The 17,456-nt window shown below is 66.6% G+C and carries 14 protein-coding genes; 3 read left to right on the top strand and 11 right to left on the bottom strand.

All coding sequences use genetic code 11. The annotated features are described in order from the left end of the window. Nucleotides 1-17: 17 nt before the first annotated feature. The 3 genes from FPZ47_RS06225 to FPZ47_RS28275 form a co-directional block, all read right to left on the bottom strand. On the bottom strand, nucleotides 18-974 hold the full coding sequence (locus tag FPZ47_RS06225; RefSeq protein ID WP_144950251.1) for a class I SAM-dependent methyltransferase: 957 nt from the start codon (nucleotides 972-974) through the stop codon (nucleotides 18-20). 99 nt (nucleotides 975-1,073) lie between these two features. After that, complete coding sequence (locus tag FPZ47_RS06220) at nucleotides 1,074-2,018, bottom strand: FkbM family methyltransferase (RefSeq protein ID WP_144950253.1); 945 nt, start codon at nucleotides 2,016-2,018, stop codon at nucleotides 1,074-1,076. Continuing rightward, on the bottom strand, nucleotides 2,015-2,155 hold the full coding sequence (locus FPZ47_RS28275; RefSeq protein ID WP_168209373.1) for a hypothetical protein: 141 nt from the start codon (nucleotides 2,153-2,155) through the stop codon (nucleotides 2,015-2,017). The genes FPZ47_RS06220 and FPZ47_RS28275 overlap by 4 nt, the downstream gene beginning before the upstream one ends. Nucleotides 2,156-2,249: 94 nt before the next feature. On the opposite strand from FPZ47_RS28275, the gene FPZ47_RS06215 reads away from it, so the two are divergent. After that, nucleotides 2,250-3,347 (top strand): polysaccharide deacetylase family protein, encoded by a 1,098-nt coding sequence (locus FPZ47_RS06215; RefSeq protein WP_246133333.1) that lies wholly within the window; start codon nucleotides 2,250-2,252, stop codon nucleotides 3,345-3,347. On the opposite strand, the gene FPZ47_RS06210 is transcribed toward FPZ47_RS06215, so the two are convergent. After that, nucleotides 3,301-4,425, bottom strand: coding sequence for a glycosyltransferase family 4 protein (locus FPZ47_RS06210; RefSeq protein WP_144950255.1), 1,125 nt, complete (start codon nucleotides 4,423-4,425; stop codon nucleotides 3,301-3,303). The two genes, FPZ47_RS06215 and FPZ47_RS06210, sit on opposite strands and share 47 nt — an antisense overlap. 430 nt (nucleotides 4,426-4,855) lie before the next feature. Between FPZ47_RS06210 and FPZ47_RS06205 the strand changes: the two genes are divergently transcribed. Then, nucleotides 4,856-6,871 carry a hypothetical protein gene (locus tag FPZ47_RS06205; RefSeq protein WP_144950257.1) on the top strand — a complete coding sequence of 672 codons (2,016 nt, stop codon included), beginning with the start codon at nucleotides 4,856-4,858 and terminating at the stop codon, nucleotides 6,869-6,871. A gap of 101 nt (nucleotides 6,872-6,972) precedes the next feature. Further along, nucleotides 6,973-7,905, top strand: coding sequence for a class I SAM-dependent methyltransferase (locus tag FPZ47_RS06200; RefSeq protein ID WP_246859820.1), 933 nt, complete (start codon nucleotides 6,973-6,975; stop codon nucleotides 7,903-7,905). Nucleotides 7,906-7,926: 21 nt separating this feature from the next. Here FPZ47_RS06200 and FPZ47_RS06195 read toward each other — a convergent pair whose 3' ends face one another. The 7 genes from FPZ47_RS06195 to FPZ47_RS06165 form a co-directional block, all read right to left on the bottom strand. Then, nucleotides 7,927-8,970: a glycosyltransferase gene (locus FPZ47_RS06195; RefSeq protein ID WP_246133337.1), complete on the bottom strand. Its 1,044-nt coding sequence runs from the start codon at nucleotides 8,968-8,970 to the stop codon at nucleotides 7,927-7,929. 11 nt (nucleotides 8,971-8,981) lie between these two features. Then, complete coding sequence (locus tag FPZ47_RS06190) at nucleotides 8,982-10,985, bottom strand: glycosyltransferase (RefSeq protein ID WP_144950293.1); 2,004 nt, start codon at nucleotides 10,983-10,985, stop codon at nucleotides 8,982-8,984. Between the two features lie 44 nt (nucleotides 10,986-11,029). Then, nucleotides 11,030-12,493 carry an oligosaccharide flippase family protein gene (locus FPZ47_RS06185; protein ID WP_144950261.1) on the bottom strand — a complete coding sequence of 488 codons (1,464 nt, stop codon included), beginning with the start codon at nucleotides 12,491-12,493 and terminating at the stop codon, nucleotides 11,030-11,032. A 293-nt stretch (nucleotides 12,494-12,786) separates the two neighbouring features. After that, entirely contained in the window at nucleotides 12,787-13,338 is a 552-nt protein-coding gene (locus tag FPZ47_RS06180) for a hypothetical protein (protein WP_144950263.1), read from the bottom strand. A 12-nt stretch (nucleotides 13,339-13,350) separates the two neighbouring features. Next, complete coding sequence (locus FPZ47_RS06175; RefSeq protein WP_144950265.1) at nucleotides 13,351-14,856, bottom strand: sugar transferase; 1,506 nt, start codon at nucleotides 14,854-14,856, stop codon at nucleotides 13,351-13,353. A gap of 16 nt (nucleotides 14,857-14,872) precedes the next feature. Beyond that, the gene (locus FPZ47_RS06170) at nucleotides 14,873-15,862 is read right to left on the bottom strand and encodes a WecB/TagA/CpsF family glycosyltransferase (protein ID WP_246133334.1); all 990 of its coding nucleotides are present in this window, start codon (nucleotides 15,860-15,862) and stop codon (nucleotides 14,873-14,875) included. Nucleotides 15,863-16,073: 211 nt separating this feature from the next. Then, complete coding sequence (locus FPZ47_RS06165; RefSeq protein ID WP_144950267.1) at nucleotides 16,074-17,237, bottom strand: PPE family protein; 1,164 nt, start codon at nucleotides 17,235-17,237, stop codon at nucleotides 16,074-16,076. Nucleotides 17,238-17,456: the final 219 nt, after the last annotated feature.

The raw sequence follows: 17,456 nt of genomic DNA, 5'->3' as shown, positions 1-17,456 counted from the left end.
TGCGGCCCCGAAGGCCCTCACGTTCGGCCCTGGTAGTAGCCGATGATCTGGGTCGGCGTGATCGGGGCGGCGCTCTTGCGGCCGAGGAAGAAAACACTGCTGGCCGCGTCCAGCGAATGCCCCCGGTCGAGCATTCGGTCGACGAAGCTGAGCCAGAAAAAGCACAGCGACGTGACTCTGCCGAGCCGAACCGATCGGGTCAGCGCCCGCACGAAATAGTCGAGCGACCACCGCAACGCCGTGCCGGCTCCGGCCACACAGCCGGAGTCGACGCACTCGAAGCTGCGGAACAGGTACCGGTGGCCGCTATCGGTGAAACGGGTGAAGTCGTAGGGCCCTTCGCACACCTGCTGGAGAAAAGGCGAGTCGGCGTAGACGATTCCGCCGCTGCGCAGAACGCGGTGGATCTCGTTCACCACAACCGTGGGCTCCAGCATGTGCTGGAGCACGGCCTGGATGACCACGCCGTCGACGGAGCCGTCGGTCAGCGGGATCGCGTGTCCGTCTCCGACGAATTGCACCGCGGGGCTGAAGTAGATGTCGAAGGCGATGAGATCGACCGCCGGCTCGGCGTACAGTGCCGCCAGGCCGTCGCCCCGGGTACCGCCCCCGATCACGAGAATTCGGGGTCTTCGCCGCGCCGCGTCATCATCGGCCCCGAGCAGACGCAGCATGCGGGCGACGCTGGCGGACGCGGTGGTGTTGGCCGGATGGAGCAGTCGATTCAGCACGCGGTGGAACCTGGTCCGGCGGATCGGCGATGCGCCCCCCGAACCCCGCAACTTGTCGGCGTCGAGCACGCTGCGGTCGAAGTCGACAAGTGCCGGTACGCCCGAAACCACGGGAAAGGGCTCCTCGGCGTATCGGCAGGACGCGTTCGAGCAACGCCATGATCCGTCGGCGGGGCGCACCGGGCCGGCGCAGCGTGGGCAGATGATGAGGCCCTCGGCGACCATCGTCTCGAGGCTGAGCACCAGGTCACTGTAGCGTTCCGGTGCGCGCGGCGCCCCGATCGTGGCGACCGTAGAGCTCTGCGCGGCATCAACTGCCGGGGCGCCACTCCAGCCGGTTTGCTAACTCGGCGCCGCCGACCTCACCCATTTTTGTCCGCGCTGTTTCAGGCGTGCCATGTTGTACTCCGCCCACCAGCGCGCTCTTTTGCCTCGTAGGGAACTCTTGCAGCTTTTCAGATAACGTTGCGCGCCGCCTGCCGGCACCGCGTTTCTGTCCTCCAGCAATCGCAGACAGCGAAACGCCAAGTCGTAGGACCCGTAGCAGTGGTGCCCTATCAGAGCCAAATGCCTCAATTGCTCGTCGGTCATCCCGTCCGGACGGAAGAAATCACGCACATAGACGATATCGGCTTCCAGGATCTGATTCAGCGCCCGCTCGGGATTTCCGCCGACAGCGAAGTCGCCGATCATCCACTTCTTCACGTCCCCGGCAATGCAGTGCGGTAGGAACCCCTGACGCCGCAACTCCACATCAACCTCGCCGAATGAGGGCTGGTTTTGATACAGCGTGATGAATGACACCTCGGTCTGAATTGCCACCGCCCCGGCCAGCTTGTTCCGGCCATTTTCGAAGACGGAAAGCTCGCTTCCCTGGATGTCGATCTTCAGCAGATCGAGATGCTCGATTTCATCGATGTCGTCAAGCCGGTGCGTGTCGACCGGGACGCGATCGACCACCACGCCGAACGGATCGAAGAGCGTGAAAAGTCCTTGCGCTGTCAGATCGGGTTCGAGCAAGCTGGTCATCCCGCCCGGAGCCGGACAAACCTTCAGGGTCTGCGTGGTGCCGTCACCCAGAGCGTAAGGCAGGTAGGACTCGTTGGGCCCGCACGCTTTTTGCAGGGCGAGCAACGCCTCGCGCGCCGGCTCGAAGCCTGTCACATGACACAAACCCGCTTCGAGCATCGGCGTGTAGGGCCAGTCGCCGCAGCTCCGGCTCGCCCCGACATCCACGATGTGTGTCAGACGCGCCGGGCACAGGATGTCCCGCAGTGGCCCGCTCACCCGATCACCGTCAGGTGCTCGCACCGGCCGGCCGCAACCTCGGCCCGAAATCCGTGGTAGCAGTGGCGGCCACGCGTCGCGGTCCCGTCGAACGATCGACGGGTCTCGGGGAGCCGTTCATCGCTCGGCTTGGCCACGTCGCCACCTTAGCTCCCGGTCAGGAGCTTCCGGTCAGGAGCTTCAGGTCAGGGGTCTTCAGGTCAGGCCCGGCGTCGCATTAGGGTCTCACAGATGATGGCAGGGCTCAGGGAGTTTGCGCCGGCCGCGATCCGCACGTGGACGAAAAACGGCGCGGCCGGACTGCTGTGCGCCCTCGGGGTTCCGGCATTCGCGCGGCGGCGCCACCGCGACCGGCTCCTGATCGTGATGTTCCACGGTGTCGAACACGAACCACTGTCGCCGCCCTGCTGGCATGTGCTCGGCTCGGCGCTTTTTCGCCGTCAACTGCATTATCTCCGCGCGCATTTCACCGTCCTGCAGCTCGTTGAGGCCCTGGATCGGCTAGCGGCGGGGACGTTGCCGCCGCGCGCCCTGGCCATCACGTTCGACGACGGCACCCGCAATCTGGCGACAAACGCGGTCCCGGTGTTACGGGATTTGGCGCTTCCCGCGGCGGTGTTCCTGGCGACGGGTCCGATGGGCAGCGACCAGACCCTGTGGCCCGACCGGCTCTGGCTGGCCATCGCCCGCACCACCGAAACCGAGGTCGACCTGAGCGCGCTGGGGCTGGGCACACGTTCCCTCGGCGGTACCGCGGCCCGCGGCGGGGTCTACGCGGCCGCGGTTGATCGGCTCAAAGACCTGGCCGACGCGCGACGTATCGCGGTGCTGCAGCAGATTCTCGCGGTGCTGGGCTACCGCGACGGTGAACCGGGCTCGTTCGAGATGCTCTCCTGGGGCGAAGCGCACGAGATCATCAGCGACGGCCTGGTGACGCTGCATCCCCATACCGTGACCCATCCGATTCTGGCGCGCTGCAGCGACGAAGACGTCCAGCGCGAAATCATCGATTCGTGCTCGGTGCTCGAACATGAGACCGGCTCGAAGCCCACAATTTTCGCGTATCCCAACGGCCGCCCGCATGATTTCGACGAGCGCGCCAAGGATGTCCTGCGTGGCCGCGGCGTGCGTTGGGCGTTGTCGACCGCCCCCGGATTCGCCGATGCGCACTGTGACCCGCTGGCGCTGCCGCGGTTGGCAGTGGGCAGCGATTCGTCGTTCGCTTACTTCCGGCTCATGGTCTCCGGGGGGCTGCCGCGCCGCTACGGCGGCGGCCGCGGGATCACCGCCGCGCGCTGGGCCCCCCGGCCCCCTGGCGTGCGGCGGTGAGCCACAAGTCGTGCAGCGCCTCCCGCCAGTGGGCGACGTCGAACTCGCCGGCACGCGCGTGCGCGGCGGCGGCCAGGCGGTTGCGCAGGTCGGCATCGGCGACGAGCGACTGCAGCGCGGCCGCGAGTTGGACGGGATCGCCGGGCCTGACCAGCAAGCCGTTCACCCCGTCGGTGACCACCTCGGGTATCGCGCCCACCGCGGTGGTCACCGGCGCCACCCCGTTGGCCATGGCCTCCAGCACCGCCATCGGCAGTCCCTCGCTGTAGCTGGGCAGGACGAAGATCGCCGACTCGGCCAGCAACCGGTCCCGCTCGGCGGAGTCGACCCAGCCGACGACGGCGAGAATGTCCTCCAGCCCGCTGGCGTGGACCAATGTACGCACCTGGTCCACATCCCCGTCACCGGCCAACGTGATCCGCACGTTGGCCCGGATGTCGTCGCGCAGCATGCCGACCGCGCGGACAAGGTCGTAGGTTCCCTTGTTGGTGCCCAGTCTGCCCAGCGATACCACTCGCAACGGCTGACCCGAACGCGGCGACGGCGTGGCGGCAGGCATGACCACCGGGTTGTAGAGCAGCCGGGTGTGGGATTCGTCGAATCCCAGCCGCGTGCAGGACTTCTCGATGTGGGATCTGGCGAGCACGACCGAGTAGTCGGCGCGCAGCGCCGCCCGCACGGCGCGTCGCAGCGGCGGCGGCAGGCCGTCGAGCCACGGGAAGAAATGCGAGGTGTGGCCGTGGACGATCGACGGGACGCCCCGCAGCCGCGCGACGAACAACGGGACGGACTTGCGCACGATGCTGCCGCGCCACGAGTAGTGGACGTGTACGACGTCGACGGACCCGAACAACAGCAGCGCCGATGCCTTCAGCATGCCCGAGATACCCGTCCGCAGCCGCGTCGCGGCGGAGGCGTCGACATAGGTGGTCACGTGGCGGATATGGAACCGCGGGTCGGTGTCCTCGATGATCAATCGCATCACGGTCGCCATGCCGCCGCGGCTGTCGGGCCCGGCCGGTGCGTTGCCGATCGTGAGCACCCGGATCGGCTGCCGTGTCGCCGCCGGTGCCTTCACCCGCGAGCCGACCCACGCGCGCGACGGCGCTCTCTCGGCGGCCGTGCTTCGCGCACCCGACGGCGTCCTTCCTGGCGACCTGCTGCATCCCGCTGGGGAATCCCCGGCCGCGGCGCCGGAGTCAGTCGCGACCCTAGCAAACACATGCCACGGCCGCCTCCAGGACCTTCAGGGCCCGCAGGGCGCGGGCCGATCCGGCCGACGGCATGGTCACCACGACCGGATTGGACCCCGCCGGGAATATCGCCGATCCGCAGTCATGACTGATAGCTGCGTCCAGCCGGTTGCCGCCTCCCCCGCGCGTTGAATTCGCCGAATGCACGTCGACGTTTCGGCGGTGAGGCGCGCTCGCGGGAACCTCGGCCGGATCGGCTTTCGCGCCCCCGGGCAGAGTGAATGATCAAGGAATTGGGTTGAAATGCAATGAGCAATGCATACTGATCGGGTGATGATGCCGAAGTCACTGGGCAGAGCCATTGCACTGGCCGGTGTGATCGGATTACTGGCCCTGAGTGCGCCGCCATCATGGGCCGAACCCGACGAACCGGGTACGACGACCGAGCCTGCCGAAACCGACACGACCGCCAGGTTGACTCTGCCGTTGAAGGACCTGGGGTTCGACTCAGACATGGTCTTCTACGGATTAGACGGCATAGTGCAGTTGAGCGTGCCGGTCCCGCACGGATTGACGCCGTCCGCATTGAATGCGACCGTCGAGCCGGCGATCAATTCTCGCGCGGGAATCATCTCCGTCGCCCAGGACGATCGCGAAATCGTGAGGATGAATCTGCCCACCGCCGATCAGGCGCCGATCGTCATACCGCTGACCGGGGCAGAAGTGGTGGACGACTGGGTGACGTTTTCAGTGCGCGCATATCTCGTCCCCGAAGAAGGGTTTTGCGTCTACCCGTGGAGCCCGTTGCGGCTTGTCCGCGCATCGATCAGCTACACCGGGGTCGAGCAACCGCCCATCACCGTAGCCCAATTCTTGCCCCCGGTGCTGCGCAAACTCACCATCTTCGTGCCGCAGTCGCCTTCACCCGCGGAGTCCGACACGGCGATTCAACTCGCCACATCCTTGGCCGCGCACTACGGCCAGCAGGATCCCGAGATCGTCATGGCCCCGCTGGGCGACGGACAGGCGGCACCGCCGACGCCGCCGCGACCGCAGGAGCGGCAGATTGTCGTCAAAGAGGGACCCGACAACGGACTTTCCCTGCAGGGTGCGACCGGTATGCCGTGGCTGTTGATCTCGGGCACTCTGGGGCCGACCGAGGAATCAAACGCGGCGTTGCTGTTCAGCGATCTGTCCGGACTCGCCCTTGCTTCGCGGGCTTCTGTGCAATCGCTGAAGCCCAGCGTCCGGCTGCCCGGCGACAGCACCACGCTGCGGGAATTGGGCATGCCCTTCGCCACGTCCACGGCGCTGCGGCCACAGGTGTCGATCCCGTTGGACCAGACCCGATTTGGCAGGTCCATCCACGCGGTCCGGGTACACCTGCAGGGTTCCTACTCGCCGACGCCGGCCGACATGGGCGGCCAGATCGCCGTGACGATCGGACAGGAGACCATCGACCATTGGCCCACCGACGGTCATGGTGTGATCGACCGCTGGGTCGATGTCCCGGATCGGCTGCTGCAGCGATGGACCGCCCTTGACGTGACATTGGATCTTGCGGCCAACGCCGGACGTTGCGGTGACTTCTCCATCGTCGGCGCCGGAGACCGGGCCCTCACATTGACCATCGACGGCGACACCGTCGTGCAGAGCAGACCGGCCAAGCCGCCGGTGCCCGACGGCCTGCGTTCTGTGCCGCAGGCGCTCATGCCCAAGGTGCAGGTGGGTGTCGAGCCACGCTCCTTCGGTGACACTGCGCGTGCCGCCGACATCATGGTGGGCCTGCAGCGCATCAGCTCGATCCCGATCGGCACCGTCGTGACGACGCCGAAAAAAGCGCTCGAATCCTCCGATCCCGCCGTGGTGGTCGCCGCGGACGGATGGAACCATCCCGACGTCGTGCTTCCGGTGTCCGCGGGGTCCAGCGGGCCGATCACCCTCAACGCCTTCGGGACCGACGGCAAGCCGACCACGCTCTCACTGGACCCGACAATCCAGTTCGGTTCCCTGCAAGCGCTGTTCGACCGCGGCCGGTCGTTGCTGGTCGCGACGTCCAACGGCGCGCCCGCTCAGCTCGACGAACTCCTCCGGTGGTTCGGCAGCGACAGGAAGCACTGGTCGGGCATCAGGGGTGTCGCGGTGGTGTCCGTGCCCGGGCATGACCCTGTGACCGTCGATCCCAGGAACGTGGTCGCTGCGGGCGCAACACCGGGAAGCAACTCCGGCCTGGGCTGGCTGTGGTGGTTCGGCGGAGCGTGGCTTGCCGTGGCCGTCGTCGGTGCCGCGGTCATCGTGGTGCGCAGCGGGCGCATTTCACTGCGACGCTGAAATATCGACGCCGGGGTGTTCACGCAGTACCGTGTCCCGCGCCGTTGGCCGCTCATCGCGAAGCAAGGGATAGAAGCTTGATGGAACCCAGGGAAAAAAAGTTGATCGCCCGCTACAAGAAGATCTACAGCATCCCGGCCGAGGTCGATATTACCCGGCAGATGATTTTGCATCATTGGCAGCTTGAAAGACAACTGACGGCAGAATTGCTGCAATCCGCCCCCGGCGAAAGATGGGGCGTCTTCGATCGTTGTTACACGCGGCTGTACGACGAGTTGGACTGGCTCAACAAGTTCTCAGGCGATGCCGACACCGCACCGCCCGCTGAAAGATTCGCGAGATGGTTGCAATTAGTCGGTCCACCGCCGAAGTCGGTCTATGAAATCGGATCCGGGCACGGGGACCTGATTGTGTTCCTGGCCCGCAACGGTCACCACTGCAAGGGGAGCGAGATCACCGGCAAACGCGGAGAAGCGCTGGTGGCCGACGCGCACCCGAACCTTTCCTGGGGAAGGTCGGACGGTGTGCACCTGGGCACCTTCGAGCCCGCCGGGACTTACGATGCCGTGGTCTCCGATCAAGTGATCGAACATCTTCATCCCGACGATCTGGATTGTCATTTGCGGGGCGTCCACTCCATCCTGAAGAAGGGTGGGCGATATGTATTCAACACGCCGAACAGATATACCGGACCACACGACGTTTCTCGTGTTTTCAAAATCGCCGAACCACAAGGGATGCACCTCAAGGAATATACGAACCGCGAACTGGCCGAGGCGGTGCGGCGGGCCGGTTTCGTCTCCGTCCACTGTGGTTTCGTGCCCCGGAGATTTCGTGTGCTCGTGACGATCCTGGGCGCCGGAAATTTCGCTGACTCTGACAAGTTGGGATTCTTTTTCCTGCGGATCGAGTCGTCAGTCGAAAAGATTTTGGGGCTGTTGCCCGCGTCTGCGTTGCGCCGCTGGTGTGGCACCTTGCTGTGCAAGCTCGGTCTTTTCTCGGACAATGTCGCGCTGGTCGCCCAGAAGGGGTGAACGGGTATGCCGATGTTGCCGTCACACCGCACCGGCCAGCACCTCGGCGATGACGTCCAGCAAGCGATCCACGACGCGGTCGACGGCGAATCGGCGCGCGTAGTGGCGCGCCGCCGCGGCGCCCTGGTTCGCCGCGGTGAACGGGTCTGCCAGGGCATCGAAGGTGGCGGCGAGCCCGGCCACGTCGTCCACACCGACAGGCGGGCAGCCAGGAGGCTGGTATTCGGGCAGGCCGCCGGCGGGGGAGACGATCGGCATCACGCCCAGCTGCATCGAGAGCACCTGAACGCCGCTTTGTGAGGCACGCCGGTAGTGGGTGACCGACCCTTTCGCGGCGGCCAGTAGCGCCACGACGTCGCGATAGCGGTACCAGCCGGAGAGCCGGTGCGTGTGTTCGGGCAGGGCGCCCTCGTACCCAGGTCCGTCACCGATGAGCGCGAGGTCGTCGCCGCGCCAGCCGCCGCCGTCGACGTGTCGTTGCCAGGCGGCCAGCACGACATCGACGTTCTTGTACGGGTAGAGCCGGCCGACCATGGCGAAGCCGTGCCGTCCTTGCGGCCCCACCAGCGGCGGAACCAGCGTGGGGTCGAGGTCGCTGGTGAGCGGCGACACATACACACGCGTGCCGGCTACGTCGCGGCGAGTGGCGACGGCGGCTGCGACGTACTCGCTGTAGCTGAGGGTGGCGGCCGAGCGGGCGCCCCATCGGTCGAATATCACCGGTTCGTAGGCCCGCCGCTGTTCTATGGCGTCGTGCGGGCCGGCGTCGTGCACCAGCTGAATCCGCGGTGTCCGGCCGGCCAGCGCGATCCAGCGGGGATCGCGCACCAGTTCGGTGATCACCACGTCGGGTCGAAATGCGCGAACGCACCGCCGGGCCGAGAAGATAGCGGGCCACGACGCGGCGGCTCGTAAACCCGGGTCGAGCACCAGTTCGTAGTCGCGCGCGGCGTCGGACTCCGGATGCTGGTCGGTGGTCACCAACAGTACGTCGGTTCCCCGGCGGCGCAGAGCTTCGGCCTGCACCCGCGCCAGCGACCGCATCCACGGCGAAAGCCACAGCACTCGAGACGCGTTCACAGTACGGCGTTGACGGCGTCGAGGTAGGCGTCGGTCATCGCCCCCACCGTGTAGTGCTTGCGCATGCGTTCGAAGCCGCGAAGGCCAACGGACGGCAGAATGGCGGGGTCTGCCAGGATCCGGGCCAGGTGTTCGCGCCATCCCGACACCGACACGGGCTCCACGACAAAGCCGGCTGCTCCGAAATCCAGCATCTCCGGAACGGCGCAGACCGCCGACGCGGCAACCGGAACGGCCCGAGCCATGGCCTCGAGAATCACCAGCGGGAATGCCTCGGAGCGGCTCGGGACGCAGAGCAGATCGGCGTCGTCCAGTGCGGGTCCCGGGCCCGTTGACCATCCGCACCACCGCACCCGCTCTCGCAGCCCGGCGGGGGTGAGGGCCTGCAACCGCTCCCGATCAGGGCCGTCACCGAAGATCGAAAGCCTCCACCGCGCATCGGTGAGGCCGCCCAGCGCGTCGATCAACAGATGCGGGTTTTTGTGCTCGACGATCCGGGAGAGCATCACCAGGTGTGGCGGCTCGCCGGCCGCCCGGACATGGGGGGTCGGCGAGCCGGTCCCGGCGACACCGTTGGGCGCGGTGAAGCACCGTCCGCTGAGCCGGTGAGTAGCCGTAAGCATCTCCCAATGACGTTGTGCCAGTGCGACGAAACCGTCCGCACGGCACATCGCACCGGCGAGCGGCCTCGAGTAGATCGGCCGGTCCTCCTCGGGAGGGACATGCGGAGCGACCAACCAGCGCCGATCGCGGGATACCGCGCGCCACAACGTCGCGAATCCCGTCTCGGTGTTGGTGTCGCCACTGATGAGCACCGCCGGACCCGTGGGCAGGTCGACGAACGGCGCCCACCAGGGCTGGCGCACCACGCGCACGCCCCGGGGAATTTCCTTGATCAAAGGGCCGAAGCGTTGCATGCACACGATGGTGACCGGGTAGCCGCGGCGGTCCAATTCCGCGGCCAGCAGGGCTTTTTGCCGCTCGGCGCCCCCGTAGACGAGGCGGTTGGTGGTGATCACGATCGCCGGCAGGTCTGTGCGGCGGCGATCACGAACCCGCACAGCTGTTTTCGGGCGCTGCAGTCGTTCCAACAGCGTCGTGCCGACCAGAAACAGGTCCGCGGCGTGCACGCCGGCCTGGTGTTCGAGTAGCAGGGCGGTGTTGGTGCGTTCCACGTCCCGGTCGCGGCGCTGACCAGCCGCTAGGCGACCGACCGTGGAATCGTTTCCGCGCCCGACCACGCCGGGCGCCGGCTGAGCGCGGACTGCCCCGAGTTCGTCGGCGAGCAGAATGCGCCAACCGGCCCTGCGGGCACGGTCCTGCCAATCGGCTTCCTCACCGTGGCCGAGGAATTCCTCGTCGAAGCCGCCGATCGCGTCCCACGCCGCCCGACTGATCGCCAGGCAGTTGGCGCTCAGAGAGCCTTCTATGCTTTCGGATTCGGGAGGCTGCCGGGCATGAAGGTGTGACACGGGGGTGCCGCGGAGCGATTCGGCGTAGCCCGCGGCCGCGACCAGCGAGCGAATCAGTGTCCGGCGACGTGTCGCGCAGTCCCACGGCTCCCGACCGGGTGCGGCGTCGTCACGAACCATCGGCGAAACGGCGGCCACGCCGGGCCGGCGCAGCAACTCACGGGTGCGGTCCAACGGGCTCTGCAGACGGTAGTCGGCATGGAGCAACAACAGGTCGGTGCCGCCCGGCGTCTGTTCCACCAACGCGTTGAACGCTGCGGAGGAGCCGAGGTTTGCCGGTTGCGGCACCCAGTGGACCGTGGGGAACAGGATGGCGAGTTGCGCGCGACGGGGATCTGCGTCGGCGCCGCTGTGGTGGACGTAAACCGGCAGTTCGGGCACCTGCTCGGCGACGCTGCTCAGGCACATCTCGAGCAGTTCGTGGGGCGCGTGGGACACGATAAGGACGGCGAGCGGGCGCTCGGAATGCGGCGCGACGCCGCTGCGGGCCGGTTGGCGCAGATAGGCGCGGTCCATCCGGCGTTTCATCTGTGCCCGTTCCCGACGGGTCATGTAGGCCCGCTCCCGACGGGTCATGGCGTCGCCTGCATCCGGCGCAGGGAGGACATCGTCGACCAGGTGAGCGGGCCGACGGCCGCACTGGTGGCGAGGTAGACGATGGCGGCGGCGGCCAGAACCAGTACCACGTGCTGACCCGAAAGGAGCTCCGTCACAACGACACTCGCTCCCGTCGGTATCAACACCCGCAGCAAGAACAGCACCGGCGTACGGTAACCGCACTGGCGGCGCAGCCACCAGCTGGCGACGGTCATGTTGAACGCTTCCGTGCACACCAATGCGACACCCGCCCCCACGGCGCCCAACCTGCCGTCGAGAGCCAGGTTGAGCACGACGTTGATCGCCAAAGTGGCGGCGGACAAACCGAACCAGAACCGCTGGTGGTGGCTGGCGAACAGACCCTCGCCGAGGGTGGTGGTAACGAAGCGCAGAGCCACTGCGGTCAACAGCAACGTCAGCGTCGGCGCGCCGCGCTCCACGAACGCCTGGCTGCCAAACAATGCGATCAGAGGTCCGGCGACCAACGCGCCGACTACGGCGATCGGGACCGCCGGAAAATACATCAACTCGACACTGCGGCGGATGAACCCGGCAAATGCCACGACATCACGCGAAAACAACTCCGTGGCAGTCGAAAGTGTGGATTTGAGGAAGAACACCGACACGATCAGGGTGTTGATCGCGATCGAGAAGGCCAGCCCGTAGACGCCGACCTCCGTATGCGTGTTCACCAAAGACAAGATCACCCCGTCGACGCGCCAGTACAGGACGGTGATTACCGTCACCCCCATCAGAAAAAAGCTGTCCCGCAACAGATCAGCAGCCTCCCGCGGCGCGAAGACCGGTCGCAACGACACGTGCCGTCCGGCCGCATGGCTCTGGATGAGAACTTGCAACGCTGTCGGAATCAGCTGCACGACCGCGAACCAGATGACGTCCTCGCGTTCGAACACCAGAAAAGTCACCGCGGCCAGCGTGGCCAGTCGGCTGACGAGGTCGGAGATGGCCACCGCGGAAAACCGCACGGTGACCAGAAAAACCGGCTCCAGCCGGGTCGTCATCGTCAACATGAGCAGCTGTGCCGACAACACCACAAGCATCACGCGCACGTCGTGATCGTGATAGAGAAGCAACCCGGAGCCCGCTGCCAATGCCGCCAGCGGCACGCAGTACACCAGGGACAGTCCGTTGTAGACCCGCACGAGTCGTTCGAGGTCGGCGCCCCCGGCGGCGACGCGGCGCACGATCACGCGACCGATACCGAGGTCGACCAGGCTGATCCACATGCCGACGAACGCGACCGCCACGGTCAGCTGGCCGTAGCGTCCGGGACCCAGAAACCGCGCGGTCATCGCCACCGACACCGCCGAGGCCAGCATCCCGAGTACCCGGCAGACCAGCTGGACCGAGAACGCATGGGCCAGCCGCGCGACGGGTATCGCCGGCGCGCCCGTTCCGGGTGCGGTCGGCTCAGTCATGACCGGGGCCCACCTCGCGTTCTGGATGCCTGCACAGACGGCTTGCACCTCTAATAAACCAGAAGGTGCTCGCGCGTTGCACGAATTCGTGGCGGTCGCCGACATACGGTGATGACCGGCGGTGCGGCCGGCATGGCCTGGACGCCGGACTCTGCGCGGGCGCCGCCGAGATGCCTACATCGAAGCCGGCCCACACCTCGCGGCCAGGCCGCCGTCGCCGGCAGTGCGCGTGCTCGCAGAGCGGTGGTAGGGGCAGCGGCGTGGCACGAAGGCTGCGTAGGTGGCAGAAACCGTCACGGCTTCCCCGTGAGCTCGGTCGCCGCAGCGAGGTCGGGGCTCTCGCCGGCGGGCGCAATCACGTTCGGGCAATAGACATTGCGCGCGGCGACCTCCTCCACCCCAACTTGCAAATCGAAGAAAGCGGGATGGCGTGCCGCGATCAAGCTGCCGCCGGTCCGGATCTTCTCCTCCCGCTGGGCACCGGCCTCCGCCGCGCAGACGTCGTTTGCATCCTTGACCAGTGTTCTGTCATCCGGCCAGCGCCAACGCTGCTGGCCCCAACTGCTGCAACGAGTCGTGTCCAGGACCTCGCCGTGTTCGCAGGGATTGCGGATCACCGCCAGATAGTGCCTGTCCTGGGAACTGAAGTCGCTGCTCTGCAGGCGCGAGAACAGGGCAAGCATCGCGATCCCGGCGCCCAGAAAGGCGGCTCCGACGATTGCGCCGACGCGGCCGCGGTACCTGCGCGGGGGTTGGGGACACGGTGGCGGCGCGAGAAACGGCGACCGGCAAACCGGACGGTGAATCGGTTGCTGCGCTGAGCTGTTCCGGTTATAGGTCGGCATGTTTCACTCCACCTAGTATGCCCCGTGGCCTGCCAATACCGCTTTCACCGTTTTGGTGATGATCATGAGGTCGCCCGCCATCGACCAGTTGTCGATATAGGACAGATCCAGCCGGACCGACTCGTCCCAGGAAAGTTCCGAACGGCCGCTTACCTGCCAGATTCCGGTGACGCCCGGCTTCACCAGCAGCCGCCGATTGACATGACGGTCGTAGTTCTCGACTTCGCGGCGCAATGGCGGCCGTGGCCCGACCACACTCATCTCCTGTTTCAGCACGTTGATGAACTGGGGCAGTTCGTCGAGGCTGAACCGGCGCAGAACTCTGCCGACGGGTGTGATGCGCGGGTCTTCACGCATTTTGAACAGGACCCCGCCGGCTCCCTCATTGAGGTGCAGCAGACGGTCGACTTGGGCGTCGGCGCCTGTCGCCATCGTGCGCAACTTCAGCATCGTGAAGGGCTGACCGTTGAGACCAATGCGTTCGGAACGGTAGAAGACAGGTCCTCTGCTGGTCAGCTTGATGGCGATCGCACAGGCGACCAGAAGCGGCGACGCTACACAGAGCGCTGCCAGCGCGAAGAAGAAGTCGAACGCGCGCTTTTGAAACCGCTGGGTCCCTTCGTATCGCGGCTTCTCGACATGCAGGAGCGGGAATCCGGCGATGGGCCGCAGGGTCAACCGTGCGCCGGCGACGTCGACGACCCCCGGCGACACCGTGAGGTCCACATCCGTCGTTTCCAACTGCCACATCAGGTTTCTGATCGCGTGGAACCCTAACTTCTCCGTCTGGGTCACCACCACGGCGTCCGCACCGCAGCAGGTGATCGCATCCAGCGCGTGGGATTCGTCACCGAGGATGGGTACTTCGCGGTCTCCGGCGGTCAGGGATTCGCCGCGGGGGGGACCGTATCCCGGTATGCACACCCCGACGACGACGTAACCGTCGCCTGGATTGCACTGCATTTCATGGACCATGCGTGAAACTTCGCGCCGGTGTCCGATCGCCAATACCGCCGTCTGGTACTCGCCGTGCTCACGCCTGCCGCAGATGTATCTGCGCCACATGCTGCGACTGCTCAGCAGTCCGATGGTGCCGACGGGAAGTGCGACGGCCAGATAGCCGCGGGCCAGCTCGATCCTGGCGAGGAGCGTCACCATCGCGATGATTCCGAACGTCCAGAACGACGCGCTGCAGATGCGTCGATACTCGTCGATCCCCGCTCCGATGACGTGCGTCGACCTGGTTCTGAATATCGTCAGACACGACAGCCACAGACCGATGAAAACCAAGGAGAACAGCGTCATCAGCGGGCCCGGGTAACCCGAAAGTTCCGGGTAGGCGCCGAACCGCAGGTATTGGGCGAGCATCACCGACCCGCAGACGATCAGCGAATCGGTGGCACGTATCCGGTGCGAATACCGGATCTGCCAGCGCTGCCCGGTATTTCGACCCTGCGGCGGTGTCGGATAAGAGTTGACCGGTGAACCATTCGTCGGCCGCTGGATTACTGAGGTCATCACCGTCAACCTGTGTCTACACACTCGTCGTTTCGGACTGCATCCAGAATTGGCCGGTGTCGGACGGGTCGGCGCAGGCGCCGACCGGCGTGACCGCGTGATGCGCGCCCGGGTGGCGGATGAGCTGCGCCCGTGTCACGCGAAGTAAGGCGATGGGACCATGCAGCAGATAGCGACGCGCCAGCCGGCGGGGCTCGTTGATCAACCTGAACAGCCATTCGAGTCCGCAGTCCTGCATCCAGCCGGGAGCCCGCTTGACGTCGCCCGCCAAGTGGCCGATCGCGGCGCCGCACGGCAGGAATATCCGGGCACCCGACGCGCAGCCGTGCTGGTCGATCCACTGCTCCTGCCGTGGCTTGCCGAGGCTGACGATCAGAATGTCGGTGCGTGCACTGCGGATCGCCGCAGCCCACTCGGCGGAGGACGACGCGATGCTGCGTGCGTCCGGCGCCCACATTCCTGAAATAGCAAGCGCCGGAAAACGTTCACGCAGAACACCGGACAGCAGGCGGTGGGTCTCGACGCTGCCGCCGAAGAAGCCGACCCGCTGACCGGTCCTTTCGGCCAACAGCAGCACGCTGGGGAGCAGGTCTGTGCCGGTGATTCGAGGCCACCGTTTGCCGGTGAGCAGCCGGCCTCGCCAGGCGATCGGCATGCCGTCGGCCAGAAACAGCCATTCCAGCGCGCCGACGGGCGCCGCGCTGGCGTTGTGGAAATGGCCCAGGTGGTCGAGATTGACCGACCCCACCGCCAAGCCGACACTTGATGCCGATAGCAGCCGGGAGGCGATGACCGACAACACCTCGTCGAATTCGCGACGCTCAACGATGCTGCCGCTGAGGGCCATTCGCACAACTGCGGCGGGCCGCGTGTCGGGGATCATGTCGATGCTTTCCCGCGGTTGGCGATGCGATGACACCTCAAAGCGGCGCCGGGCTCCGGTGGGGGCGATCAGCATGATGCCGCCTTCTTTACCGCCGCCAATCGGCTCGTCGCCAGGGGCCATTCGACGCCGAAGTCCTCTCCATGCCAGCGGATCCCGTACTCCCCCGCCGGCACCTGCCCGCCGCTGGCGTGACAGCTGACTACGCACGATTGCTTGCCTTGGCGCCGCGACCACGAGTAGCGGGGGGAACCGCCGCCGTCGACGAAGCCGCCGGCTGTGGCCACTGCTGAATGTGCTCGGGGAAAGAGCCGGTCCGTGGTCATCGCCCGGCCTACACGTATCCGCCGGAGGGAGGGCGTGCCATGATCGTGGGGATGTTGCCGTACCGGGGCCCGACCGATCTCGCGGCACCAGCCATGGCGGCGCGCGGCGCCGCGCCCAGCACGCTTGGCGACATGCCGGCTCCGTGCAGGCCGGCGTCCGACAAAGGGGTGACGGAGCCGATCATCTGGGCCGAGGGAATGACGCTCGTCCAGCTCGCCGGCACCGACAAGGGGCCCAGCGAGGTCGCGGTGCCCAGGCTCCCCAACAGTCCGGGGCCGAGCGATCCGAGCGCCTCGGCTCCCGAGGCGGCCGCCCCGGCTGCCTCGGCGGCCGCACCTTCCGCAGCTCCTTCCACAGCGGTGAAGGCCCCCGCCAAACCCTGTCCGCTCTGGGCGATTCCGAGGATGGAGGACAGTGCGTAGACCGGGGTTGCCGCCGCCATGGACCAGGAGGGCAAGGCGTAGGCCGCCACCTCGAAACCCGGCGACGAGCCGGTAAGGCCCGCCAGGGTCGAAGCGGGCGACGAAAGTGCCGACAGCATGGAAGGAATCGAGGAAACCAGGTTGGCCAGCGACAGCTGCTGTGCCGGCGATGCCGCCGCGGAGTTGGCAACCGCCGTCGCCTGAGTGGCCGCCCCTGCCGGGTTCACCACCTGCGGCGGCTGGACCAGTTGCGTCAATTCGCAAGCGATGGCCGAATGTGCGGCGTATTCGTAGAGGGCCGCGGCATCCTGCGCCCACATCTCGCCGTATTCGGCTTCGGTGGCGGCGATCGCCGCCGAGTTCTGGCCGAAAAAATTGGTGGCAACTAATGTCGCGAGTCGGACCCGGTTGGCGGCGACCGCGGTCGGCGGCACCGTCATCGTGAACGCGGCCTCGTAGGCCTCCACGGCGAGTCTGGCTTGGCCGGCAGACTCCGCCGCGCGGGCGGCAAGGCCGACCGTCCATGCCACATAGGGTCCGAATGCGGATGCCATCGACAGCGACGCGGGGCCCAGCCATCGTCCCGCGGTCAAACCGGCGACCACTGATCTGTAGTGGCCCGCCGCGAAGTTCAATTCGGCGGCCAAGTTGTCCCAGGCCACCGCGGCGGCAGACAGCGACCCGGCGCCGGGGCCGGCATACATTCTTGCGGAGTTGACCTCCGGCGGCAGGCCACCGAAATCGATCATGTCAAGCTCCGAGCGGCGGTGCACTCCTGCGTCGTGCGGGCCGTGATCGCGCGACAACCGCACCAGAGATTGTCCCGCCCAGGCGCATGCGAGTCACCGAGCCGACCCGGTGAACGCGTCCACCGAGGCCCGCAACTCACCTGCCTGCGTGGCTGCATCCGAAACCGCCTGCCTGGTTGGTGACACGTGGTACGTCGCACAGCACTGGAGGTTGTGCGA

Source organism: Mycobacterium helveticum (assembly GCF_007714205.1).
GTDB lineage: Bacteria > Actinomycetota > Actinomycetes > Mycobacteriales > Mycobacteriaceae > Mycobacterium > Mycobacterium helveticum.
This window is presented reverse-complemented; position numbering and strand designations above follow the sequence as displayed.